Annotated in this window: 23 protein-coding genes; 15 read left to right on the plus strand and 8 right to left on the minus strand. The window is 37.7% G+C overall.

Features of this window, described 5'->3' with window-relative positions; all coding sequences use genetic code 11:
* Position 1 precedes the first annotated feature (1 nt).
* From Q763_RS09620 to Q763_RS09630, 3 genes are read right to left on the minus strand one after another with little or no spacing between them, the layout of a single operon-like run.
* Entirely contained in the window at positions 2–1,093 is a 1,092-nt protein-coding gene (locus tag Q763_RS09620) for an AI-2E family transporter (RefSeq protein ID WP_035133621.1), read from the minus strand.
* 60 nt (positions 1,094–1,153) lie between these two features.
* Positions 1,154–1,663 carry a TrmH family RNA methyltransferase gene (locus Q763_RS09625; protein WP_035133624.1) on the minus strand — a complete coding sequence of 170 codons (510 nt, stop codon included), beginning with the start codon at positions 1,661–1,663 and terminating at the stop codon, positions 1,154–1,156.
* Positions 1,663–2,301 carry a DUF4159 domain-containing protein gene (locus tag Q763_RS09630; RefSeq protein WP_035133627.1) on the minus strand — a complete coding sequence of 213 codons (639 nt, stop codon included), beginning with the start codon at positions 2,299–2,301 and terminating at the stop codon, positions 1,663–1,665. The genes Q763_RS09625 and Q763_RS09630 overlap by 1 nt, the downstream gene beginning before the upstream one ends.
* Positions 2,302–2,403: 102 nt before the next feature.
* Between Q763_RS09630 and Q763_RS09635 the strand changes: the two genes are divergently transcribed.
* On the plus strand, positions 2,404–3,000 hold the full coding sequence (locus tag Q763_RS09635; protein WP_035133629.1) for a tetratricopeptide repeat protein: 597 nt from the start codon (positions 2,404–2,406) through the stop codon (positions 2,998–3,000).
* 12 nt (positions 3,001–3,012) lie between these two features.
* Complete coding sequence (locus Q763_RS09640) at positions 3,013–3,606, plus strand: hypothetical protein (protein ID WP_035133631.1); 594 nt, start codon at positions 3,013–3,015, stop codon at positions 3,604–3,606.
* A 5-nt stretch (positions 3,607–3,611) separates the two neighbouring features.
* Here Q763_RS09640 and Q763_RS09645 read toward each other — a convergent pair whose 3' ends face one another.
* From Q763_RS09645 to tsaD, 3 genes are read right to left on the minus strand one after another with little or no spacing between them, the layout of a single operon-like run.
* Positions 3,612–3,968, minus strand: a complete 357-nt coding sequence (locus Q763_RS09645) for a DUF2200 domain-containing protein (RefSeq protein ID WP_035133633.1) — start codon at positions 3,966–3,968, stop codon at positions 3,612–3,614.
* A 43-nt stretch (positions 3,969–4,011) separates the two neighbouring features.
* Positions 4,012–4,719 carry a 16S rRNA (uracil(1498)-N(3))-methyltransferase gene (locus tag Q763_RS09650; protein WP_035133634.1) on the minus strand — a complete coding sequence of 236 codons (708 nt, stop codon included), beginning with the start codon at positions 4,717–4,719 and terminating at the stop codon, positions 4,012–4,014.
* Between the two features lies 1 nt (position 4,720).
* Positions 4,721–5,743, minus strand: a complete 1,023-nt coding sequence (gene tsaD / locus Q763_RS09655) for a tRNA (adenosine(37)-N6)-threonylcarbamoyltransferase complex transferase subunit TsaD (protein ID WP_035133636.1) — start codon at positions 5,741–5,743, stop codon at positions 4,721–4,723.
* Positions 5,744–5,923: 180 nt separating this feature from the next.
* Between tsaD and Q763_RS09660 the strand changes: the two genes are divergently transcribed.
* The 5 genes from Q763_RS09660 to Q763_RS09680 all read left to right on the plus strand — a co-directional run bounded on the left by Q763_RS09660 (position 5,924) and on the right by Q763_RS09680 (position 13,999).
* A complete protein-coding gene (locus tag Q763_RS09660) occupies positions 5,924–10,375 on the plus strand; it encodes a translocation/assembly module TamB domain-containing protein (RefSeq protein ID WP_035133797.1) in 4,452 nt (1,483 codons plus the stop codon).
* A 199-nt stretch (positions 10,376–10,574) separates the two neighbouring features.
* Positions 10,575–11,561 carry a 6-phosphofructokinase gene (gene pfkA, locus Q763_RS09665; RefSeq protein ID WP_035133638.1) on the plus strand — a complete coding sequence of 329 codons (987 nt, stop codon included), beginning with the start codon at positions 10,575–10,577 and terminating at the stop codon, positions 11,559–11,561.
* A gap of 47 nt (positions 11,562–11,608) precedes the next feature.
* A complete protein-coding gene (gap, locus tag Q763_RS09670; protein WP_035133640.1) occupies positions 11,609–12,610 on the plus strand; it encodes a type I glyceraldehyde-3-phosphate dehydrogenase in 1,002 nt (333 codons plus the stop codon).
* Between the two features lie 147 nt (positions 12,611–12,757).
* Positions 12,758–13,606, plus strand: a complete 849-nt coding sequence (locus Q763_RS09675; RefSeq protein ID WP_035133641.1) for an N-acetylglucosamine kinase — start codon at positions 12,758–12,760, stop codon at positions 13,604–13,606.
* 18 nt (positions 13,607–13,624) lie between these two features.
* Positions 13,625–13,999, plus strand: a complete 375-nt coding sequence (locus Q763_RS09680) for a methylglyoxal synthase (protein WP_035133643.1) — start codon at positions 13,625–13,627, stop codon at positions 13,997–13,999.
* On the opposite strand, the gene Q763_RS09685 is transcribed toward Q763_RS09680, so the two are convergent.
* Entirely contained in the window at positions 13,980–14,360 is a 381-nt protein-coding gene (locus tag Q763_RS09685; RefSeq protein ID WP_035133644.1) for a RidA family protein, read from the minus strand. The genes Q763_RS09680 and Q763_RS09685 overlap by 20 nt on opposite strands.
* Positions 14,361–14,439: 79 nt before the next feature.
* Complete coding sequence (locus Q763_RS09690; RefSeq protein WP_232297518.1) at positions 14,440–17,085, minus strand: putative LPS assembly protein LptD; 2,646 nt, start codon at positions 17,083–17,085, stop codon at positions 14,440–14,442.
* A 175-nt stretch (positions 17,086–17,260) separates the two neighbouring features.
* Here Q763_RS09690 and Q763_RS09695 point away from each other — a divergent pair, with 175 nt between their 5' ends.
* From Q763_RS09695 to Q763_RS09730, 8 genes are all read left to right on the plus strand, one after another.
* Positions 17,261–18,361, plus strand: a complete 1,101-nt coding sequence (locus Q763_RS09695; protein ID WP_035133803.1) for an N-acetylmuramoyl-L-alanine amidase family protein — start codon at positions 17,261–17,263, stop codon at positions 18,359–18,361.
* Positions 18,362–18,419: 58 nt separating this feature from the next.
* A complete protein-coding gene (locus tag Q763_RS09700; protein WP_035133646.1) occupies positions 18,420–19,361 on the plus strand; it encodes an MlaD family protein in 942 nt (313 codons plus the stop codon).
* A 40-nt stretch (positions 19,362–19,401) separates the two neighbouring features.
* The gene (locus Q763_RS09705; RefSeq protein WP_035133648.1) at positions 19,402–20,730 is read left to right on the plus strand and encodes a (Fe-S)-binding protein; all 1,329 of its coding nucleotides are present in this window, start codon (positions 19,402–19,404) and stop codon (positions 20,728–20,730) included.
* Entirely contained in the window at positions 20,730–21,176 is a 447-nt protein-coding gene (locus Q763_RS09710; protein ID WP_035133649.1) for an LNS2 domain-containing protein, read from the plus strand. The genes Q763_RS09705 and Q763_RS09710 overlap by 1 nt, the downstream gene beginning before the upstream one ends.
* Before the next feature lie 3 nt (positions 21,177–21,179).
* Positions 21,180–21,974, plus strand: a complete 795-nt coding sequence (locus tag Q763_RS09715) for a (Fe-S)-binding protein (RefSeq protein WP_035133651.1) — start codon at positions 21,180–21,182, stop codon at positions 21,972–21,974.
* A 9-nt stretch (positions 21,975–21,983) separates the two neighbouring features.
* Positions 21,984–22,466, plus strand: coding sequence for a hypothetical protein (locus Q763_RS09720; RefSeq protein ID WP_035133653.1), 483 nt, complete (start codon positions 21,984–21,986; stop codon positions 22,464–22,466).
* A gap of 81 nt (positions 22,467–22,547) precedes the next feature.
* Positions 22,548–25,451 carry a glycoside hydrolase family 3 N-terminal domain-containing protein gene (locus tag Q763_RS09725; RefSeq protein ID WP_035133654.1) on the plus strand — a complete coding sequence of 968 codons (2,904 nt, stop codon included), beginning with the start codon at positions 22,548–22,550 and terminating at the stop codon, positions 25,449–25,451.
* Between the two features lie 24 nt (positions 25,452–25,475).
* Positions 25,476–25,934, plus strand: a complete 459-nt coding sequence (locus Q763_RS09730) for a DUF1801 domain-containing protein (RefSeq protein ID WP_035133657.1) — start codon at positions 25,476–25,478, stop codon at positions 25,932–25,934.
* Positions 25,935–26,009 lie beyond the last annotated feature (75 nt).

Genomic DNA, 26,009 nt, shown 5'->3' on the forward strand with positions numbered 1-26,009 from the left:
ACTATAAATCTTTCGTTAGTACTTTTACTATCGGGTTTTGCGGGAAAAACTCTTTGGCAACCACTTTAATGATGGTATACATAGGTACGGCGATTATCATACCCAGTATTCCGAAAACAAAACCACTGCCCAAAATTACTATAAATATTTCCAACGGATGCGAGTTTACACTGTTAGAAAATATAAGTGGCGTGCTTACATTGTTATCAATTACCTGAGCAAGGCTGTAACCAATAAGTACATAAATGGTTGTAGAGAGCATTTCGCCCTGTGCTTCGGGGCCTATGTGTCCCAGCATAGTAAGTACTATAACCAGCACGGTAGCGATTAACGGACCAATGTATGGTATAATGTTTAGCAAAGCTGTGATAAAGGCAATGATAAAGGCATTTTCTACACCAAAAATAAGCAGTACTATAAGATACATAACAAATAATATACTCATTTGCAGTATTAGCCCAATGAAGTAACGGCTTAACAGATGGTTTACTTTTCTTATGGAGTGCAATATTTTTTCTTCATGCTCGTCCGGAAGTATTTTCCTGAAACTTTTGGTAAACAGTTCGGTATCCTTTAAAAAGAAAAAAGTAATGAATAGTACCGATGCCAGCCCTACACCAAATCCGCTAAGTATACCTACCAGCGAATTAATAAAGTTTGGTATAAATGTAAAGTTGATACTCGAGGTAATATCGGCCTCTTTCATCAGTTTACTGGTATCTATATTATAGTCGGAAAAATAGCTTTTAACCTGCATTACAACACTGTTAAGATCCTGTTGCAACTGTGCCGTATCAAGCAGGGAGAGGTTATGACTCTGCGTAATGATAAGCGGAACAAAAAGCATAATAAAACCTATAAGCAACAGCAGGAAAAAGGCAAGTGTGGTAATAACGGCCAGGGTGTGTTTAAACTTTAGCCTCCTTTCAAAAAAGTGTATTACCGGCGATGCTATAAGGCTTACAATAAGGGCAATAAAAAGATAAATGAATAATAGTTTTATCTTATATATAAACAGCAGGGCTAAAAATATGACAGCCAGTATAAGTACTGCCCTTACAATCCCGTTAGCTATAGTTTTTGATGTGATCATTGTTTGATGATTGATTTGTTAGCGTGAATGTAAGAAAAAAAAGCCTAATGCCGATAGTCTTTAACCAATTTTTGAGGTTATATCATAAAGGGCTATGCCTACTGCCTGTACTACATTCATGCTGCTGTTATCGCCAAACATTTCTATATGTACCGCCTGATGCGCTACGTTTAAAAAGCTTTCACTAATGCCCGATATTTCACTCCCTGCAATAAGTACTATAGGCTTATCACTGCTAAATTGTGCTTTGGTGAGGGGTATACTCTTGTCGGTAATTTCCAGTGCTACAATATGACTGTCGGTTTGGGTGATGAGGTTAATGGCATCTTCGGTTTTTTCAATAACCTGATGCTTAACCATATTATGCGTACTGCGGGAAGTACGGTTTATTTTGCGCGGAGTAAGAGCAATATCTTCACCTACAAAAATAATTTCGCTTACGCCGAAAGCCTCTGCTATACGGAACAGTGAACCGATATTAGGCTGAAATACGATATTATCGCAAACCAGTGTTACGGGAAATGTTTTTTTACTGAAAATAGATTCGTTGTGGGTAAGCTGCTGCGACATTAATTATTAAAAGCGTAGTTAACAATGTTTGCACCCATTTTAAGCGCCTTTTCCCTTACTTCCTTAGGGTCGTTGTGTACTTCGGGGTCTTCCCATCCGTCACCAAGGTCGGTTTCGTGAGTATACAGCAATACCAGTCTGCCCTCTATAAAAATACCAAAGGCATCGGGTTGCTTGTTATCGTGTTCGTGTATTTTAGGCATTCCGTTAGGGAAGTTAAACGGACCTTTAAATATTTCGTGTGTTATGGGTACGGCAATCAGTTCCTTGTCGGGAAAAATACGTTTTATTTCGCGGCGTATGTATTGATCCATACCATAATTATCATCAATATGTAAAAAACCGCCCGAGGTTAGGTAATTGCGAAGGTTGGTAATATCGTTATCGCTAAATACCACGTTACCGTGCCCCGTCATGTGTATAAAGGGGTAGGAAAACAAATCAGGGCTTCCCGGTTCTACGGTTGCTATTTTGGTGTTTATTTTGGTATTGATGTTCTGGTTACAAAATTTGGCAAGATTTGGTACCGATGTTGGGTTACCATACCAGTCGCCACCACCCGAATATTTTAATACCGCAATATCCTGCGCCAGTAACAGGGCAGGGGACAGCAATAGTAGTGTAAGGAGTTTTTTCATGATGTAAATATAAGGAAAGAGGAATTAGTAGCAAAGGGGTAAAGTTTGACGGTTTGAGTTTATTTGTTTAGATTTATTTTTTATAATTTTAAATTCCTTTGCATGAGAATAGATCTGTATGTTCTTGTATTATGTCTTGTAAGCTGTGGTCACAAAAAAGAAGAGTCACGTGAACTTGTAAACAGGGCTAATGCAGTTTATTTAAATTTTGATATAGATACAGAAGAAAGGATAGACAGTGCATTAACCTTAGTTGACAGTGCTATAATTTTAGATGATGAAAATTTTCAGGCTTACTTAAATAAAGCAACCTATTTGGTAGGAAAAAGAGATATAGAAGGACTTCTTGTTAATAATTTAAAAATGATAGCGTTAAAACCAGATCAGCCTCATTGGAAAGCCCAAAGAGGTCTTTTTCTTGAATTAACAGGTAATTTAACCGATGCTAACAAATTATATAATGAAGCAACAGAACAGTATGAAGAGATTCTAAAAAGCGATACATTAATGAATAATGATATTAATTTTAGATTAGAATATATAATTGCACTACAATTAAAAAGAGATTCTTTAAAAATTAAAAAAGAATACAATGAATTAAAAGTAAAGTTTCCGAATAATGAAATTTTAGAAATGTATGATTCGGTTGGTTTTCAGAGTAAGGAGAAGCTTTTTGAAGTATGGAATGAAACTAATTAAACGATATGATTAATGAATAATCAGACTGATGAAATGCCTGATGTCGACAGAGTTTCAAAAATATGGAAAACCATTCGTTTTGAGCCTTGTGACCAATGGAGTGCAGAAGCAAGGAAACTTGAGGACACCATGAGCTATACCCACTGTAATGGCGGGGTACAACTGCACAAGTATAAAGTAATAGGTAATGATGATTTTAAATGGTTTGTGCAAAACAACAAGTTGCATCAAATTAAATTTTTAAAGAATGTTATTAAGCACCCTGATTTAAAAAATTATAGGGAAGATTTAGAGATAACCGAAGATAAACCAAGAATAAGTTGCTATAATAGTTGGGATGATATTTATGATTTACCGGGAATGCTGTCCAGAATTATGGGGCAGGGAGGCGCATATAACAATATTGACCAACACACCGCCTGGCAAACTACGCTAAACTTTATTGAAGGAGAGTTTCAAAACAGGTTTCAGGATGTAACGTTAGATACTATAAACGTAATCCCGAGGGCTGAGTGGTTTTATGATGTTATATGGGATTACTCAATGGTATTGTTTGACAGAATAAACTGTGAATTACTGTTTATTGATATAACAGATACTGATTAGATAGTCTATTCTCTCAAAATCTTTTCCATAGCCTTACCTTTAGCCAGTTCGTCTATTAGTATATCCAGATAGCGTATTTGCTGCATTAGGGGTACTTCAATATCCTCAACACGGTAACCGCAAATTACACCTGTAATTTTTGATGCGTTTGGGTTAATGGTTGCCTGCGTGAAAAAATCCTCAAAATTGGTTTTGTTATCAAGGTGCTGTTGCAGTGTTTTTTCATCGTAGCCTGTTAGCCAATGAATAATCTGGTTAACCTCTTGTGTGGTACGTCCTTTTTTTTCGGCTTTGGTTATGTAGTGCGGATACACACTGGCAAACGACATTTTAAGTATCTTTTGGTAGTTCTTATCGTTCATTTGGAATGTGTTTTCTTGTTTAAGCTAAGATATAAAAACTTAATTACTCGTTTACAAACGCTACGCTGTGTGCAGCAACAACAGCGGCAGTTTCGGTACGCAGGCGGGTATTACCCAGTGATACGGGTACAAAACCACGACTTAATGCAAGCTGAATTTCCTTTGGGGAGAAATCACCTTCGGGGCCTATAAGTATAGTAATCTTTTCCTTTGGGGTAAGTTCGTTTTTAAGGAGTTTCTTTTCGGTTTCCTCACAGTGTGCTATGTATAGTTTACAATCCTTTTCGGTAGCTTCCACAAAATCATTGAACGATGTAGGCTCGTTTAGTTTTGGCATATAAAACTGCACCGACTGTTTCATGGCACTATGAAGTATTTTTTCAAACCTGTCGGTCTTTACATTCGTACGCTCACTATGCTCACAAATAATTGGTGTAATCTCGTTGATACCAATTTCGGTGGCCTTTTCCAAAAACCACTCATAACGGTCATTCATCTTGGTAGGAGCCACGGCAAGATGCAGGTAGTAAGGCATAGGCTCAAAAAACTCCCTTTTGGTTATTTTAACCTCACATTTTTTCTCGTTGGCAAAAGCAACTTCGGCAATAAATAAAATACCTTCTCCATTGGTAATGTTAATGGTATCACCTTCTTTTTTACGTAATACTTTAACAATATGTCGGCTTTCGTCCTTATCAAAAGTAAAGGAAGTATCTTCTGCTTTAAGCTGTGGGGTATAAAATAACTGCATATTAAAGTTCTATCCTTGCTTTAGATACCACAGTGGCATCGTTAAACTGGTTTTTAAGGTATTTATGGTAACCTACAATGCCTATCATGGCAGCATTATCGGTAGTATATTCAAATTTAGGAATAAAGGTTTTCCAGCCGTATTTCTTTTCGGCATCCTTAAGTGTTTTTCGTATACCGCTGTTTGCCGAAACACCTCCGCCAATGGCAACACTTTTAATTCCGGTTTCCTTAACGGCAAGTTTTATCTTATCCATCAGGATATTAATAATGGTGTACTGTATGGATGCGCAAATGTCCTGTAGGTTTTCCTCAATAAAGTTGGGGTTTTCCGCAGTTTGTTTCTGTACAAAATACAGGATTTGGGTTTTCAGTCCGCTAAAACTGAAATTAAGTCCCGGTACTTTCGGTTTGGTAAACTGAAATGCTTTTGGATTTCCTTCCTGTGCATACTTGTCAATTAACGGTCCGCCCGGATAAGGCAGACCTAATATTTTGGCACTTTTATCAAAAGCTTCGCCTACAGCATCATCGGTAGTTTCGCCAATTACTTCCATAGTAAAATAATCGGTTACCTTAACGATTTGCGTATGCCCTCCGCTAATAGTCATAGCCAGGAAAGGAAATTCAGGCTTATCGAAACCTTCTTCGGTGATAAAATGCGCCAGTATATGTGCCTGCATATGGTTTACCGCTATAAGGGGCACGTTTAATGCCATAGCCATCGACTTGGCAAACGAGCTGCCCACAAGTAGTGATCCCATTAGTCCCGGACCCTGAGTGAAAGCCACAGCACACAACTCTTCGCGCTTAACTCCGGCTTTTTTTAAGGCTACATCTATAACAGGTACAATATTTTGCTGGTGTGCCCTCGAAGCCAGTTCGGGTACTACACCGCCATATTCTTCGTGTACGGCCTGTCTGGCCACAACATTAGAGAGTACTTTGTCGTTTTTTAATATAGCGGCAGCCGTATCGTCGCACGAACTTTCTATGGCTAATATATATGTGGGTTTTTCCTGCATAATTTAGGCACGGATTTTGAATTACAAAATTGGGTTAAAGCAATTTAAACAAAGGTCAAAAATTCCTACTTTTGCAGTAAATTGCACAAATCCCTTTTCAGACGCAAAATTAAAACAAATAGCAGTATCAAAAAATTTAAAAAAATACTTATTCGCACCATAATAGGAATAATCCTGTTTTTGTTACTGCTCGCTATTGCGTTATCGCTTCCTTTTGTACAAACACAAATAGGCCGAATAGCTACTAACAGCCTTAATAAACAGTTTGGTACACATATCACTGTAGATAAAGTTGCCATAACCATTTTTGGTAGTGTAAAGCTTAAAGGTGTACTTATTATGGATCACCATAATGATACGCTTATATCGGCAAACAGATTACAAACAAACCTGCTTAGCTTTAAAAATGTAGCAAACAGCAGGCTGGAATTTGGAGAGATAAAAGCCGATGCCCTTAACGTACACATGAAAACCTATAAGGGAGAAGACAACTCAAGCCTTGATGTTTTTGTAAAATCGTTTGATAACGGAAAACCGGGATCGGGTAAATTCAGACTTAAATCAGGTAAGGTGTATGTGGAAAACGGAAGATTCCGTCTTACAAACGAAAATACCAATACGCCAAAAGCGCTCGATTTCCAAAAGCTTAACGGCGAATTAAAAGACTTTTATATTAAGGGTAGTGATATATCGGCAGATATTCAAAAGCTATCGCTACTGGATCATAGGGGGCTTTTTGTAAAGAACTTAAAGGCACAGTTTTCATACACCTTAACCAATATAAAACTTGAGGAACTGGAACTTGTAACGGCAGAGTCGGCCTTAAAAGGTGATGTGACCCTGACTTACACCCGCGAGAAAATGCGCGACTTCCTTAATCAGGTAGAGTTTGACTTTAAGGTAGACAGGGCTAATGTATCGTCTAACGAGCTTAATTATTTTTATGATGAGTTTGGGGACAACCAAAAGTTCTATCTGTCAACCACATTAAAAGGTCCTCTTAACAACTTTATACTATACAACCTTAAACTGCTGGATGCCCAGCAGTCGGAAATTATAGGTACGGTAAACTTCAGGAACCTTTTTGATAAAACAGGACCGGGCTTTTACATGAATGGTGATTTTGACCGTATCACATCAAACTACCTTCACCTTAGGGATATAATGCCAAGAATACTTGGTAAGAGTTTGCCTCCGGTACTGGAAAATCTTGGTATGGTAAACCTAACGGGTAACGTGGTACTTACCAAAACCGACCTGACCACAAACCTGTATATGGGTAGTGAACTGGGAGAAGCTACCACGAATCTTTCTATCAAAGATTTTAATAATCCCGATATTGCTACCTATACCGGTACTATTGATACTGACAGACTGAACCTTGGAAAACTATTTGACCAAAAAGGATTAAAAAGTACTACTGCTCATTTAGAAGTAGAGGGTAGAGGCTTTAATAAGCAATCACTTAATACCATTGTTAAAGGAGATATTAAACAAATGGTGTTTAATGGCTATAACTACAAGAAAGTAGATATAGACGGGCGTATGAAATGGCCGTACTTTAAAGGGGTAGTAAACAGTAATGACGAAAACTTACGCATGTCGTTTAACGGACTTGTTGACATGAGTAAGAAAACTAAAGAATATGATTTCCACGCTGCTGTTGATTATGCCGATTTAGCCCTGCTTAAACTGGTTAAAAACGATACTATATCCATATTTAAAGGAGACTTTAATTTTAAAGCAAAAGGTAATAACCTTGATGATCTTGCCGGCAAGCTTGAAGTTACCCAGTTGTCTTATCAAAACAGTTATGGTAATTACTTTTTTGAAGACTTCCAGTTAGAGTCGGTTTTTGATAAGGATGCTGTAAGGACTATTACCATAAATTCACCCGATATTATTGAAGGTAGGATAAGAGGTAAGTTTTACACCAAGGAAATACCTGATTTAGTAGAAAATGCACTAGGTAGTCTTTATGCCAACTATTCGCCTAACAAAATTAAACCGGGGCAGTTTTTAAACTTCCACTTTAATATTTATGATAAGATTGTAGGTATACTGTTACCGGGAGTTTCTATTAGTAAGGATACGCATTTAAAAGGAAGGATAAACGGAGATGAAGGGATATTTAAACTTGATTTTGATTCGCCTAATATTGAAGCGTTTAAAGACGTTTTCTATAATATAAATCTTGATGTAGATAACAGGAATCCGCTTTACAATGCCTATGTAAATGTAGATAGCATGAGAGTAAAGAGGTACAAAATTTCTGATTTTGAACTTATTAACATTACTCAAAACGATACGCTACACGTAAGAACTAAATTTAAAGGAGGTAATAAAAATCAGGATTTCTTTAACCTTAACCTTTATCATACTATTGATGAGGAAAACAAATCGGTAGTAGGTTTAAAAAAATCAGAGGTTAATTTTAAAGAGTACATGTGGTATCTTAATGAGGATGATACCCGAGACAATAAACTTGTATTCAATAAAAAGCTAACTGATTTCACTATTGATAAAATCGCTTTATCACACAAAAATCAAAAAGTTGAGCTTGCAGGTGTGATGAAGGATTCTACCTATAAAGATTTAAGGTTAAGTTTTAAGGATGTAGACCTGCATAAGGTAACACCAAGTATTGACAGTCTTGATTTTGGCGGTAAGCTTAACGGTCAGGTAAGCTTTAAACAGCAGAAAAATATATATGAGCCATCGGCAAAAATAAATATAGATACACTGTCTCTAAATAATCACAAGCTGGGAGATCTTAGTCTTGATGTTGTAGGTAACGAATCGTTAAGGCAGTTTAAGGTTAATACCTCTATAGTTAAAGATTATAAGGAAACTTTCTTTACGGTAGGTACGCTTGATGTTGTAGAGGGGCAAACACAAATGGATCTTGATGCCACGTTTAGTGATTTTGATTTAGAACCGCTTGAGATATTCCTTAAATCAATATTCCCCGATATTAGGGGACAGGTGTCGGGTAGGGCTACCATTGCAGGTCCGGCAAAAGAACCGAAGATTGACGGTAGGCTATACGTGAAAAACGGAGGGCTTAAGGTTGGGTATCTTAATACCGATTATAACTTTGAACAGAATGCCGTTGTAGATATTACTGAACATACCCTGTACTTTAGGGATATGGAGCTAACAGATACTAAGTTTAATACTAAAGCAATACTTAGAGGTCATATAAACCATACTTATTTTAAAGACTGGAAACTGGCTCTCGATTTACAGGCTCTTGATAATGTATTGGTGCTTGATACAGAAGATAGTGAGGGGGTGTTGTTTTACGGGCGTGCATTTATTAGTGGTAAGGCAAGTATTAGCGGACCTACAAGTGCACTGGTAATTAAGGCAAATGCAAAATCGGAAAAAGGTACAAACATCAAAATACCTATTGCTAATGTGAACGAATCATCTGACGGAGATGTTGCTTATATACATTATTACAGTCCGGAAGAGAAAAACAACCTTAACAACGGTACCTATGTAAAGACCAAAACCTTTAATGGTATTGAGATGGATTTTGACTTTGATGTTACCCCCGATGCTACTATTGATATTATTATTGATAAAGATAGTGGGCACAGTCTTTCGGCACAGGGGTATGGTACATTACTGCTTAAAATCAATACGCTTGGTAAATTTGATATGAACGGAGATTTCTCGGTAACTAAAGGTAAATACTTCTTTAAGTACGGAGGGATATTTGATAAAACCTTTACAGCAAGGCCGGGAGGTACCATTGTTTGGGATGGCGACCCTACCAGGGCACGTATTAATATAGAGGCGGTTTATACAACATGGGCAAACCCATCGGTACTATTGGAAAATCCGGCATATAACCGTAAAATACAAATTAATGTGGTTACCCTGCTTACGGGTAATATAATGAATTTTGACCCTGAGTTTAATATTGAATTCCCTAATGTTAACTCTGTAATGAAAGCCGATTTGGATTACAGGTTAAGTGATCCTAACAATAGGAAAACACAGGCGCTGGGGTTATTAACCACAGGTAGCTTTATTAGTCCTAGTAGTGTAAATGCTTATGGTGCATTGACCGAAACTGCCAGTGGTATGTTTAGTAACCTGTTTAAGGAAGATAACAGTAAGATTAATGTAGACTTTAGATATAACGGTGCCGAACGTAACCCATATGCTGATACGTATTCGACATTGGGATTAACGCTTAACAGCCAGATAAACGACAGGATTACCATTAACGGTCAGCTGGGTGTACCTGTAGGCGGGGTGAACGAATCGGTGATTGCGGGTAACGTTGAGGTACAGTTACGCCTTAATGACGACGGTAGCCTAAAAGCCCGTGTGTTTAATAGAGAAAACGATATTAACTTCCTTGGAGAAGGTATAGGTTATACCCAAGGGGTAGGTATAAGTTATTCGGTAGGATTCAATACGTTTAGTGAATTATGGAAAAAGATATTTAGTCCTGAGGTAAAAAAACCAGGAGATGATAATAATTCTAATGACATACCGGATTCTGAAATGAGCCCTGAATATATTCAGTTCATTAACGACAGGGATAAGAATAAGAAAAAAACGAATGTAGAAGAAAAAGAGCCGGAAAGGGTGCCTGATCCTTATGGTATGTAATTTTTGTTCGATAAAATTTTATATTTCGTAAAAAGCGGATGATTTTTCAGAATTATCCGCTTTTTTCATTTTCGTAATGTTGAAATGTAAAAAAACTTATTAACGAAAACGATTGAAATCTTGCATATTTAATAATATAATATATATTATAGTGAAATAATGGTATAAAATTGTTAGTTTTACAATTAAATACTAAAAAATGTCTAGTAATATTAAAAAAATAGGTGTGCTTACATCGGGTGGTGATTCACCGGGAATGAATGCCGCCATCAGAGCCGTTGTTAGGGCGTGCGCATATCATAATATAGAATGTACCGGTATTTACCGTGGTTACCAGGGAATGATTGAAGGAGATTTTAAGGAAATGGGTGCCCGTAGTGTAAATAACATTATTAATAAAGGAGGAACTATCCTTAAATCAGCAAGATCTAAAGAGTTTATGACTCCTGAAGGTCGTAAAAAAGCTCACGAAAATCTTGTAAGTAATAATATAGATGCTCTTGTAATAATAGGTGGTAACGGTAGTTTTACCGGAGGACTTATTTTTAACGAAGAGTATAATTTCCCTGTAATAGGTATACCGGGTACCATTGATAATGATATTTATGGTACAAGCCACACTCTGGGTTATGATACTGCACTTAACACCGTTGTAGAAGCGATTGATAAAATCAGGGATACGGCGAGTTCTCACAACAGGCTTTTCTTTGTTGAGGTTATGGGGCGTGATGCAGGTCACATTGCTCTTAATGCAGGTATTGGTGCAGGTGCCGAGGAAATATTGATTCCTGAAGAGGATATGGGGCTTGACAGGCTATTGGATTCTTTAAGGAAAAGTAAGGCATCGGGCAAATCTTCAAGCCTTGTAATAGTGGCAGAAGGGGATAAGATTGGTAAAAACGTATTTGAACTTAAAGATTACGTTGAGGAAAACATGCCGGAGTATGATGTTCGTGTATCTATACTTGGGCACATGCAGCGCGGTGGTTCGCCATCATGCTTTGACAGGGTACTGGCGAGCAGGCTGGGCGTAAAAGCTGTAGAAACGCTGCTTGAAGGCAAATCAAACTTCATGGTAGGTCTTATTAAAGATGAGGTTGAACTTACACCACTGGATATGGCTGTTAAAGGTAAATCTCATATTGATAAAGAATTAATTAAAGTATCGGATATTGTTTCGATATAATTAATAATAAGTGTATCTATAAACAACAAAAAACAATTTAATTCAAAATGGCAACAGTAAAATTAGGAATTAATGGTTTCGGAAGGATCGGCCGCATCGTCTTTCGTGAAACTATTAACCGCGATAATGTTGAAGTAGTAGCTATAAACGATCTTCTTGATGTTGATCACTTAGCATATCTTTTAAAATATGATTCAGTTCACGGTAACTTTAAAGGAACAGTTGAAGTAAATGACGGTAACCTTTATGTGAACGGAAAACACATACGTGTAACTGCAGAGAAAGATCCTGCTACCCTAAAATGGGATGAGGTAGGTGTTGATGTAGTTGCAGAATGTACTGGTATATTCACCACTTTAGACAAAGCTCAGGCTCACCTTGATGGTGGTGCTAAAAAGGTAGTTATCTCTGCTCCGTCTGCAGATGCTCCTATGTTTGTAATGGGTGTTAACCACGATAAAGTAACAGCTAACGATAAAATCGTTTCAAACGCATCTTGTACTACTAACTGTTTAGCTCCTCTTGCTAAAGTAATCAACGATAACTTTGGTATCGATGAAGGTTTAATGACAACTATCCATGCTACTACAGCTACTCAGCTTACTGTAGATGGGCCTTCAAGAAAAGACTTCCGTGGAGGTAGAGCAGCTTTACTTAACATTATCCCTGCAAGTACAGGTGCTGCTAAAGCAGTAGGTAAAGTAATACCAGAACTTAACGGTAAACTTACAGGTATGTCTATGCGTGTTCCTACTGCAGATGTATCGGTAGTTGACCTTACAGTTAAACTTAAAAAAGAAACTACTTACGAAGAGATTATGAGCGTACTTAAAAACGCTTCTGAAACTGATCTTAAAGGTATTCTTGGTTTCACTGAAGACGATGTAGTATCTCAGGATTTCATTGGTGATTCAAGAACAAGTATTGTAGATGCTAAAGCCGGTATTGGTCTTAACTCTACTTTCTTTAAACTTGTATCATGGTATGATAACGAATATGGTTACTCAAGCAAGCTTATAGATCTTTCTGTACACGTTGCTTCGTTGTAATAACTTTTATATTATCCCGTCTTTCTAAGATAAAGACGGGATTTTTTATTTTTACAGACTCAAACTTAACGCTATTTTAATATAAGGTAGGCTGAGTACATAATAACAAAACTCAAACTTAACTCAAAACACACTTAATTTTTAAAGATGAAATTACTAGTAGACAGCGGTGCTACAAAAGCCGACTGGATTGCTCTTGATGATAATGGCAATCGGCTTTTTACAACGCAGACTTTAGGACTGAGTCCTGAGGTTATTGGTAAGGAAGAAGCCATACAAAGGCTTGAGGCCCGCTTTGATATTTCTAACAATCGTAAAGATGTAACTCATTTATATTTTTATGGTGCCGGTTGTGGTACAGACAGGATGAAAAAATTTATGACAGATATTTTTGTTGAATTTTTTCCAAATGCCGAAGTGTCTGTACAGGAAGATACTTATGCTGCTGCCTATGCAACAAATCCTTCAAAAGAAAAATCTATTATTTGTATATTAGGTACAGGTTCTAACTGTAGTTACTTTGATGGTGAAGTGCTTCATCAAAAAGTACAGTCTTTAGGTTATATCGCTATGGACGACTGTAGCGGTAACCGTTTTGGTAGGGATCTTATCCGTGCTTATTACTTTAATAAAATGCCGGAAAACCTTGCAAAACTATTTGCTGCAGAATATAATCTTGACCCTGATGTAATTAAGCATAACCTGTACAAGGAGCCAAATCCAAATGCTTACCTTGCTACTTTTGCTAAGTTTTTAATTCAACATAAAGATGATAGTTTCATAAAAGGAATTATTGTTGATGCTATGCAAACTTTTGTAGATTGCTACATCACTCAGTACGACAATGCACATGAAGTGCCTGTACACTTTGTTGGTTCGATTGCATTTTACCTTAAAACCGAACTGGGTGAGGTATTATCTAAAAACGGACTTAAACTTGGTAATGTATTGAGAAGGCCTATAGATGGTCTTATTGAATACCATAAGTTAAACTAACAATATATACTCTTTACTATGGAAATTGCTATTATTGCCCACGATGGTATGAAAGCCGAAATGGTACAATTTTTAAACAAGAATAAGCCTCTTTTGGATAAAGAGCATATTAATCTTGTTTCAACAGGTACTACGGGCAGTAAGGCAGAAAAAGCCGGGTTTAAAGTAAATAAGATGCTTTCGGGACCACTGGGCGGTGACGCTCAAATTGCCGCCAGGGTAGCCGAAGGGAAAACACAAATGGTTTTCTTTTTTAAAGATCCGCTTGCGAGTCATGCTCACGAAGCGGATATTAATATGCTTATACGTGTTTGTGATGTGCATAATGTGCCACTTGCTACAAACCCTGCCACGGCAGAGCTGCTTTTACAGGCTATTTCACAGCAACCATAGAAATTTCTACGTTAACATTTTTTGGAAGGCATGCTACCTGAACCGTTTCTCTTGCAGGTGCAGTTTTTTCGTCAAAATAAGCGCTGTATACGCCGTTTATTTTCCCGAAGTTATTCATATCACTAATAAAGATAGTTGACTTAACCACGTCGCTAAAAGTCATGTCAGCCGCTTCAAGAACTGCTTTCATGTTCTCCATTACCTGTTTGGTTTCGGTTTCAATATCATCAAGTACCAGTTCTCCGTTTGCAGGATTAATGGCAATTTGTCCTGATGTATAAAGTGTATCGCCGCTAAGTACAGCCTGATTGTAAGGTCCTATAGGAGCAGGAGCCTTATCTGTAAAAATTATTTTTTTCATACTATATGATAATGCTAAATCTGCTTTTCAGATAAAATCAGATTTAAGGTTTTAACAGTAAAAAATTATATAACGATTACTAGTTACCTACGGTTCTGTCTGGCACCTGGCGTTTATCCCACTTAATATCGCTAAGTACTGATGACTTAATACCGATAAAGAAGCTCCAGTATTTATTATATCCGTTAGGTACCCAGTTAAAGTCCATACGCCAGCTGGAAAGATCGCGTTCAAAACGCAGCTGTGTAAATGTTATACCGTTATTTACAAAGTCGTAACCGGTAGAAAAGCCCATTTTCCATTTAGGTGTAATATCTATATTACCCGACACCATTAGGGAGTTACCCGTAATTTCCTTTTGTCTTCTGGCGTTATTGTAATTAAGTGAATAAGCAAGCCTTAAATCAAAAGGGATAACGGCATTAAAAAATGTTCCTCCGGCTTTATCCGGTTTATCTTCATCATCCTCATTAAACATACTTTGTCTTTGGTCGCTCATATCGGTACCTGTACCAAAAAGGTCATCTTCACGACCACCGTTACGTGCTGTTTGGTTATCAGAGTTCTTTTTAGAGCCCGAATCACCACGGCTTGTAAACGAATATCCTAATGTAAGGTTAGCATTTGTTAGCCTGAAAAGACTTCCACCATTGTTAATGTTGTAAGTATCTATTCTGGTTCCGCTATTATCTAAGGCATAAGGGTCAAGAGAGGCGCCAAAGTTTACGTTAAGCTTTTGGTTAAATAATGCTGTACCACCTGTTATTCTTAAAGGTGACCATGCAAGCGAATCGGCTGCAATGTTATAGTTTGTTGTAAAATTAAGGTTGTTAAGCAGCATTACTTTTTTAGGCTCATCTGATGATTCGTCATCATTTCGCATTTTGGCTTCAAAGGTATTGTTAAGGCCAAGACCTATACTGTTTGAGATATTTCTTCCGGGAGCACCAAAAAGACCACCTTCAAATCGGGTATAGTATTTTTCGTAATTTTGATTGGCATCAGTAGGATAAGTATCATAATACTGATCGAAAGAAGGGGTATAGCTATACGATACCGATGGTCTCATAACGTGACGTATTGCCTGTATTTTACCATCGGGATTAAAGTTAAACGTACCGTAAATAGTGGTACCTATACTTGAAGTAAAGTTATAAGTTCTGTATGCATCAAAACCTTTAAGATCTGTAGTTTCTACTTTACCGCTTGTTTGGTTGTACTCTCGGTTAATAGTGTTTAGCACCCAGGTTTCCTGAAAGTTTGTTCCTGCAGAAACACTAAAATATTTAAATACCTTAAAGTTGGTGCTTATAGGTATGCTGTGTTGTAAACCTGTTCTCATGTCTTTAAACATTTGAGGTTTAAAGAAAAGGGAGTCGGTAGTGTTTACACTGTTTTCACCTCTAAGGTTATACTGAAGGTTTATGTTTTTGATGAAGCCTTTTTTAGGCTCATCTGCAGATGCAAAAGGGAATATCCTGTCTACACTGGCTTGTAGTGTAGGTAGGCTCATGGTAATGGTTTCGGTATTGGTATTTTGCGAATGTCTTGCTGTTAACGACAGGTTTACCTGAGGCACAGTTTGGAACGTTTTGGAATAACTAACAGATGAGCTTAAGGTATTATTAAGACTCGAACCTACGTTTACTGTATTTAACGACTGCCTGAAGTACTGGCTACTACCTAAGTTAACACTGGCAGAAAACCTTGAGTTTGGATTTGCTTTGGAGTCCTGACTGTGTGACCATTGTATATTGTATTGCCTTGCGCGAGAATAATCGGGAAAACCGCGCTCACTTTGTACAATATTTTCAAAACGTACATTTACATTACCTCTATACTTATATCGTTTTGCGTAGTTTGACTGTCCTCTTAAACCATAACTTCCGTTTGTATAATAGTCACCGGTAACGGCTAAGTCCATATAATCACTTATGGCAAAATAGTAACCACCGTTTTGTAAAAAGTATCCCTGATTGTTGTTATCACCAAAAGTTGGTACTATAAAACCCGATGCAGCTTCTTTTGTCATAGGGAAGTAAAAAAACGGACCTATAATAGGCGTAGGTACATCCTGTATCCACATTACAGTTACACCAACAACAACTTTTTTATTGGGTACAAATTTAATTTTATTGGTTCTAAATTCGTAATCAGGATTCTCTATGTCTTTAGAAGTAGTGAAGCTACCACGATATATGTAATATACAGAATCGTTTTCTTTTTTTGTTATCTCGCCTTTAACCCAAAATTCACCCTGGTCTGTTCGGGTATTCCAAACACGTGCTTTTTTAGTAATGGTGTTAAAGTGAATAGAGTCGGCTTCAATAACCTGGCTTCCCTGTTTAAAATAAGGGTATTGAGAGTAAGCGCCTGTAGAGTCTTTCATTCTACCGGCAAAAACCTCATTGGTAACTTTGTTGTATTTAATAACACCGGCCTTAAGCTGCATGTCCTGATACTCAATTTCAGCATTATCATATAAAGTACCAATGTTGGTGCGCATATCGTACCCTTCATATTTAGAAGCTTTACGTTTAATTATATCATTAATACCACCATTTTTCTTATTAGTGTCGTTTTCTACCTTTTTAACGGGTTCCTGTAATGATACTTCAAGTGTGTCATTAGGTTTAGGTTCAGCTATTTCGGTAGTTTCCTTATTCTCAGCAGGTATCTCTTTTCCTTCTGTGCGAATTTCCTGTGCATGGGAATTCCAACTCATAATTGTTAGGAAAATTGCTGATAAAACGATATGAAATAAGTTTGTGCGCAACGGTTTTAATGCTATTTTTGTAAAAATATGGCTTACTTTTTGAAGTGTCAAACATACAATAATTTTGCCAAAAAAAATTGCTAAATCTTATTATAAACCTAAGCTGAACAATAACAAGAAGATAATGAAAGGGAACATAAAAAAAATGCTTGGGCTATTTCTGTTTATAATGGTGTTTACAACCGGTTACGGACAGGGAAGCCAAAAATTTAAAGTTGTACTTGATGCAGGTCATGGTGGTAAAGACTATGGTGCCAGCTATGGTGGATATGTAGAAAAAAACATTGTACTCGATGTTGCTTTGAAAGTAGGAAAGATACTGGAAAAAGAAAGTGATATAGAAGTTATATACACCCGTAAAACAGATGTATTTATTGAACTTATAGACAGACCTAAAATTGCAAACAAGGCAGATGCAAATCTTTTTGTTTCTATACACTGTAATGCAGAGTCCAAAAGAACAGCACACGGGGCGGAGACCTTTATTATGGGTTTAACTAAAAATGCTTCTAACCTTGAGGTAGCAAAAAAGGAGAATGCCGTGGTAGATATGGAGGATAATAAGGAGGTGTATAAAAACTTTGACCCTAATAACCCTGAGACTGTTATAGCTATTAAACTTATGCAGGAAGCATACAGGCAGGAAAGCTTTGAGGCAGCTGTTGCAGTACAACAGGGCTTTACCAGTGGTTTAAAACGTAATGACAGGGGAGTGAAAGATGCTCCTTTTTGGGTGCTTCATGGTATAGCCATGCCAGGTATATTAATCGAAATGGGCTTCATATCTTATAAGTCAGAAGGTGCTTACCTTAATTCTGATAAAGGGAAAAAAGACATGTCAGAATCTATTGCTAATAGTATAATTAAATATAAAAAAGAACATTTTTCTTCCGGGAGTGCTTCACCTGTAAAAACTACACCTAAAAGTAATGATAAAGATGATGTGAAACCTGCAGTACAGCCTGCTAAAAACGGAGCCGTATTTAAGGTTCAGATTTCTGCAAGCACTACAGATCTTGCTACTACACCATCTAACTTTAAGGGACTTAACAATATCAGTAAACTTAAGGACGGAAAAATGGTACGCTATTATTACGGAGAGGTGTCTGACTATAATGAGGCTAAAAACCTATTGAGTGAAGCTAAGGATAAAGGTTATAAAGATGCATTTTTAGTAGCCTTTAAGGATGGAAAAAAGATATCTGTTAGCGAAGCTTTAAAATAATATTTGCAATAAAATTATTTATTTACCCTACATTTGTTTTTTATTAAAATAATCAGTTTTGAAAGTAACGAGAGAAGTTAAAACGGCAATATTAGTTATAGGTGCTGTTTTATTATTTATTTGGGGCTTTAGCTTCTTAAACGGTAAGGATTTATTTAATTCTTACAAAACATATTATGTTGTGTATGATAACGTGGAAGATTTATCACCTTCTGCACAGGTAACTATAAACGGTCTTGCTGTAGGTAAGGTGCATGGTATAACTATAGATAAAGAAACCGGTAAGCTTAAAGTGGAAATGCAGGTAGATACTGATTTTCCTATTTCTAAAACCAGCCGTGCCGTATTATATTCTCCGGGATTGATAGCAGGTAGGAAAATTGCTATTGCTCCGGATATGAACAATCCTGTAGCTGCCGAAAACGGAGATTATCTAACAGCAGGAGTAGAGCCGGGTACTATTGATATGGTTACCGAAAAACTGGGGCCGCTTCAAAGCAAAGTAGAAGCTACTGTTGTAAGTGCTGACAGTCTTTTGACAAGTATAAATCAGGTTATGGACCTGAAAACACAACAAAACCTTAGGGTAGCTATTGCAGAGATGAGACAGACTATGGAGCAGTTTAATCAGGCTTCACATTCTCTTAATGGTATGCTGTCTGATAACAAGTCTAAAATTAACGGTACACTTACTAATATGGAAGTTGCTTCGGCTAACTTTGCTAAGATTAGTGATACTATTAATAATGCCAATATAGGTGAGGCGGTTAGAAAGCTGGAAAACTCACTTGATAATGTAGATAAAATGCTTGCCGATGTACAGGCAGGAAAAGGTACATTAGGTAAACTAATGAAAGACGAGGCTATGTACAATAACCTTACAGATGCTTCAAACGAACTTAAAGAGCTGCTTGCCGACTTTAAAAACAACCCGAAACGCTATGTGCATTTTTCGGTTTTCGGAAAGAAAGCAACACCATATAACGAAACAAAAGAATAAAGGAAACGAGGTATATATAACATAATCACCCTACAATAACATGAGCTATATAGACAATATACTTTTTGTACTTATACTTGCCGCAGGCTTTGGTTATTTTGCGCGTAATATAAAAAAACTAATCAGGAACATTAAGCTGGGCAGGGATATAGACCGTACCGATAACCCAAAGGAACGCTGGGCTAACATGACAAGAATAGCCCTTGGGCAGTCTAAAATGGTTAGAAGACCGGTTGCCGGTATACTGCACATTATTGTTTATGTGGGATTTGTTGTTATAAATATTGAACTTTTAGAAATTATTATAGACGGTATTTTTGGTACCCACAGGCTGTTCTCATTTATGGGAGGCTTTTATAATGTTCTTATAGGATTTTTTGAAATACTTGCACTGGGTGTTATCGTTTCTGTTGCAATATTCTATATCAGGAGAAACATAATTAAACTGTGGCGTTTTGCTCATGGCGACCTTAAAGGCTGGCCAAAAAGTGACGGTAACATTATCCTGTACTTTGAAACGGTACTAATGTTATTGTTCCTTACCATGAATGCTGCCGATTTTCATTTACAAATGGCAGGAGCCGAGCATTACATAGCAGCCGGCTCATTCCCTATATCTCAGTTTATAGAACCTATATTTAGAGGAATGAGTGAAGGTACTGTAATCATTATAGAGCGTGCTGCATGGTGGATGCACATTACAGGTATCCTTATTTTTATGAATTACCTGTATTTCTCTAAACACTTACACATATTATTGGCTTTCCCTAATACATTTTATGCTAACCTTAAACCTAAAGGTCAGTTTGATAACCTGGAATCGGTTACAAATGAGGTTAAGTTAATGATGGACCCTAATGCCGATCCGTTTGCTGCTCCTGCAGGAGATGCTGCCGAGGCTCCGGCTAAATTTGGTGCCAGTGATGTTCAGGATTTAAATTGGGTTCAGTTAATGAATGCCTATACCTGTACTGAGTGTGGTAGATGTACATCTTCGTGCCCTGCAAACCTTACAGGTAAAAAACTTTCGCCTAGAAAGATTATGATGGATACCAGGGACAGGGTAGAAGAAGTAGGCAAAAATATTGATGCCAACAACGGTACGTTTGTAGATGATGGTAAATCACTACTTAACGATTATATCACTCAGGAAGAGCTTTGGGCATGTACAAGCTGTAACGGCTGTGTAGAGGCCTGCCCGGTAAATATAGATCCTCTTTCCATTATAATGGATATGAGAAGGTATCTTGTAATGGAACAAAGCGCTGCCCCAACAGAGCTTAACAATATGATGACGAATGTGGAGAACAATGGTGCTCCATGGCAATACAGTCAGATGGATAGGTTAAACTGGAAAGATGAAGCATAATGAAAAAAGAAGAAATAGATAAAAATTTACTTCCGTTAACTATTAACGGTGAGCATTTGAGTCCGGTACTTCCTCCGGGGATAAAAAACTATCTTATCGATATAGACGGTACTATTTGTGACGATATCCCAAATGAAGAGCCGGAAAGAATGGCAACTGCCGAGGTGTACCCAGATGCTTTAGTTACCCTTAATAAGTGGTATGATGAAGGACACGTGATTTTCTTTTTCACATCACGTACCGAAGAGCATAGAGGTGTAACCGAAGAGTGGTTAAAAAAACACGGCTTTAAATACCACGGTATGCTTATGGGCAAACCAAGGGGAGGTAACTATCACTGGATAGATAACCACCTTGTTAAGGCTACACGTTACAGAGGAAAATTTACAGATTTAGTAGAAAAAGAAGTGACCATCCAGGTTTTTGACGATGGCAAACACGAATAAGATATGAGTCAGGAAAATTTAACAGTGCCAACAATGGCCGAAATGATGGCCCAGGGTAAACAACCCGAAGTTTTATTTTGGGTAGGTTGCTCAGGGAGTTTTGACGACAGAGCAAAAAAAATAACAAAAGCATTTGTTAAGATACTTAATCAGGCTAATGTTCCGTTTGCAGTATTAGGTACAGAAGAGAGTTGTACAGGAGACCCTGCGAAGAGAGCCGGAAATGAGTTTCTTTTCCAAATGCAGGCCATGATGAATATTGAGGTACTAAACGGTTATGAGGTTAAGAAAATTGTAACTGCTTGTCCGCACTGTTTTAATACAATTAAAAATGAATATCCCGGTTTAGGGGGCAAATATGAAGTGGTTCACCACACTGAGTTTTTAAAGTCGCTTTTAGATGATGGCAGGCTTACAATTGAAGGTGGCCAGTTTAAGGGTAAGAAAATTACTTTTCACGACCCGTGCTACCTGGGCAGGGCAAACAATGTATATGAAGCACCACGCGACCTTATAGAAAAGCTGGATGCCGAACTGGTTGAAATGAAACGTTCCCGTCGTAACGGGCTTTGCTGTGGTGCCGGTGGCGCGCAGATGTTTAAAGAGCCTGAAAAAGGGGATAAGGATGTAAATGTGGAAAGGACAGAAGATGCCCTTGAAACCAATCCGGAGATTATTGCAGCGGGCTGTCCGTTTTGTAATACCATGTTAACCGACGGTGTTAAGGCCAAGAACAGGGAAGCGAATGTTCAAGTAATGGATGTGGCAGAACTAATTGCCAATGCGAAGGATTTATAAAAATTAATTATGTACGTTCCCTTTGATACACTACCTGAGGAATCCAGAGTTTGGATTTATCAGTCAAACAGGAAATTCTCCGATGAGGAAATTTCCGAAATAGATGAGGCATTAAAAGCTTTCATAGAAAACTGGGCTGCACACGGCTCGGGCTTAGAGGCTTCTTATCAAATAAAATATAGCAGGTTTATTATACTGGCTGTTAACCAGGATAGTCAGGCAGCAACAGGCTGTTCTATAGATGCTTCAGTGCATTTTATACAGGAGCTTGAAAAGAAATATGATGTAGACCTGCTGGACAAAATGAATGTAACCTTTAAGCAGGGTGAGCACATTACTCATAAACCGCTTATTGAGTTCAGGAAAATGGCAAAAGCCAAATCGGTTTCTGCAAATACCATCGTTTTTAATAATCTTGTGAATACCGTAGGAGAATGGCAGGATTATTGGGAGGTACCTGCAGGAGAGAGCTGGCACAGTCGTTTCTTTTAAAAAGGACTGATATTAGTATGTAAATCATCATTCTACGCCAGTATAGTGATGATTTTGTTATTTTTAAAAAGCATATATTTAATGAGGTTTTACACGATACTTTTTCTTCTTTCGATAAAAGCTGCCTTTGCGCAGTACAATCCCGACTTTACTGACTATAAAACGGAAGCCGAACGAAAATGGGCTGACAGTGTTTATACTTCGCTGAGTTTTGAAGAGAGGGTAGGACAACTGTTTATGGTAGCGGCATATTCTAACAAGGATGCAGCTCATGAGCAGGAAGTGGAAAACCTTGTTAAGGATTATAAGGTAGGCGGACTGATATTTTTTCAGGGTGGTCCTGTTAGGCAGGCAAAGCTTACCAACCGTTATCAGGCAGCAGCAAAAACACCTCTTTTTATAGGTATAGACGGCGAGTGGGGATTAAGCATGAGGCTGGATTCCACCTACCGTTATCCGTGGAATATGACACTTGGTGCCGTTCAGGATATGCGCCTTATTGAAAAAATGGGAGAACAAATGGGCATGCAGTCCCGCCGAATGGGAATCCATTTCAATTTTGCTCCGGTATTGGATATTAACGTAAATCCCGAAAATCCTATTATCGGTAACCGTTCTTTTGGAGAAGATAAAGAGAACGTAACCGAAAGGGCTCTAGCCTTAATGAAAGGTTTGCAAAGTCAGGGAGTGTATGCAACTGGTAAACACTTCCCGGGACATGGTGATACGGCTTCTGATTCGCATTACTCATTACCATACTTACCATTTACCGAAGAACGTTTAAGAAACTTAGAGTTCTATCCGTATAAAAAACTCTTTAACGAAGGACTTGCCAGTATAATGGTGGCTCACCTTAATGTACCAAGTATAGAGGCTACCGAGAATTACCCTACGTCGTTATCATACAATGTGATAACCAATATCGTGAAAAACGAAATGGGTTATGACGGACTTATTTTTACTGATGCACTTAATATGAAAGGTGCCAGTAATTATATGCAGCCGGGCGAGATAGATCTTGAGGCTTTTTTAGCTGGTAATGATGTTCTACTGTTTGCCGAAAATGTGCCACTTGCTATAGAGAAGTTTAAGGAAGCCTATGCTAACCGTGTACTTAGTGAGCAAAGGCTGGCTTATTCGGTTAAAAAAATATTGGCTTATAAATACAGGGCAGGACTTAATAAATACAAAGCTATAGACCTGAAGCATCTGTATTCAGACCTTAATGATTATGCTTACGACGATTTAAATTACCAGTTATACGAAAATGCGGTAACCGTATTTAAAAACGAGGATAATATATTACCTGTTCGCAGCCTTGTAAACGAAAAAATCGCCTATATAAAAATGGGTGATGCCGATAATGATGACTTTGTAGAAAAGCTTCAGGCGTATGCCGATATTACTATTCTTGAAGAAGAATCATTACCGCTTTATAAGGAAAAACTAAAAGATGTTACTAAAGTAATTATTGGTTTCCATAAGGCAGACGGAGCCTGGAAAAACCATAATTTCAAACAGGAAGAACTAAACTGGATTCAGGCTATAGCTAAGGAAAGACCTGTTATACTTGCTGCTTTTGTAAAACCTTATGCGTTGATGCAAATCAAGGACTTCGGTAATATAAAAAGTGTAGTATTGGCATACCAGAATAATACTATTGCCGAAACTGTAGCTGCCGAGGTTATTTTTGGTGCTGTGGGTGCTAAAGGTAAACTGCCTGTTTCTATAAACAGTATGTATAAGGTTAATACGGGTATTGATACCGAAACTGTAAACAGGCTGGGCTTTACAACTCCGGGGAATGCCGGTATGGATGCAGCAAGGCTAACACAAATTGACCTTGTTGCTCAAAAAGCCATTGATGGTAATATGACTCCTGGATTACAGGTGCTTGTTGCCCGTAACGGTAAAGTGGTATATCAAAAATCATACGGTTATCATACTTATGATAAGGATACTAAGGTTAGTAACGCTGATACGTATGATGTGGCTTCGCTTACCAAAATACTATCTACATTGCCACACGTAATGCAACTGTATGATAAGGGTAAAATAAAAATGGACACTAAACTGGGTGATATGCTTGCCGAGTTTAAAAATACTGATAAAAAGGATATTATATTAAAAGACATGCTGCTACACCAGGCACGTTTACAGCCCTGGATGCCTTTTTATGTAGCAACGCTTGACAGTACAAATCATCCGTCGCAAAAATATTACAGGGATACTTATTCGGCAGAATTCCCAAATCAGGTGGCAGAGATGCTGTACCTTAGAAAGGACTACCCCGATACTATTGTACAACGTATAGCCGATAGTAAACTGCTTACCGAAAAGAAATATCGTTATAGTGATTTTACCTTCATTTTGCTTAAAACATATCTTGAAAGGCTTAACAAAAAAAGTCTTGCAGTGTTAAGTGATGAGGCTTTTTATAAACCACTGGGTGCGGCACATACTACTTATAACCCGTTACGTAAATGGGATATGAGTTTAATTCCGCCAACAGAGGTTGATAACTACTTCCGTTACCAAACCATACAGGGTTATGTACACGATATGGGGGCAGCAATGGAAGACGGAGTAGGTGGCCATGCCGGACTGTTCTCTAACAGTCTTGACGTTGCCAAGATTATGCAGATGTACCTTAACGGAGGAGAGTATGGAGGACACCGTTTCTTTTCTCAGGAAACTTTTGATACCTTTAATACCTGCTATGGTTGTGATGAAGGCAATAGGAGAGGACTTGGCTTGGATAAACCTCAAATTGAGAATCCGGGACCTACGTGTGACTGTGTTTCAAAATCGAGTTTTGGTCATACAGGCTTTACCGGAACTATGGCATGGGCCGACCCTGTAAACGGAGTTGTGTATGTTTTCCTTTCTAACAGAACGTACCCTGAAGCAAAAGAAAACAAACTTTCTAAAGAGAATATAAGGGAAGATATTCAAAAGATAATACAGGACGCCGTTATCAAATAGTAATAAACTATAAAACCAAAGGATATGCAGTATAAAGCCGACAGTGTTGAAGAATACCTAAACGCCATCCCCGAAGAAAGAAGGGATGTAATTGAGAAACTTCGTGCAACTATTGTAAGCAATTTGCCAAAGGGTTTTCAGGAAGGTATTTCGTATGGTATGATAGGATGGGTAGTACCGCATTCTGCTTACGCACCGGGGTATCATTGTGATCCTAAGCTGCCGTTGCCTTTTATGAGTATTGCTTCCCAAAAAAACTTTATAGCTTTATACCACATGGGGGTATATGCTGATAAGGAACTTTATGACTGGTTTGTGGCAGAGTATCCTAAACATGTTAAAACCAAACTGGATATGGGGAAAAGCTGTATACGCTTTAAAAAGCCCGAAAACATTCCGTTTGAACTTATAGGTGAACTGGTTTCTAAAATGACACCACAGCAGTGGATAGATTTGTATGAAGCCAATTTAAAATCAAAATAATTTTTATTAGGGTATTTATTACGTTAATTTCTGAATAAAGACGGTTCCGACCGTTTTTTTTATTTAATTTCGTTA

This window comes from Flavobacterium beibuense F44-8, assembly GCF_000769915.1.
Lineage (GTDB): Bacteria > Bacteroidota > Bacteroidia > Flavobacteriales > Flavobacteriaceae > Flavobacterium > Flavobacterium beibuense.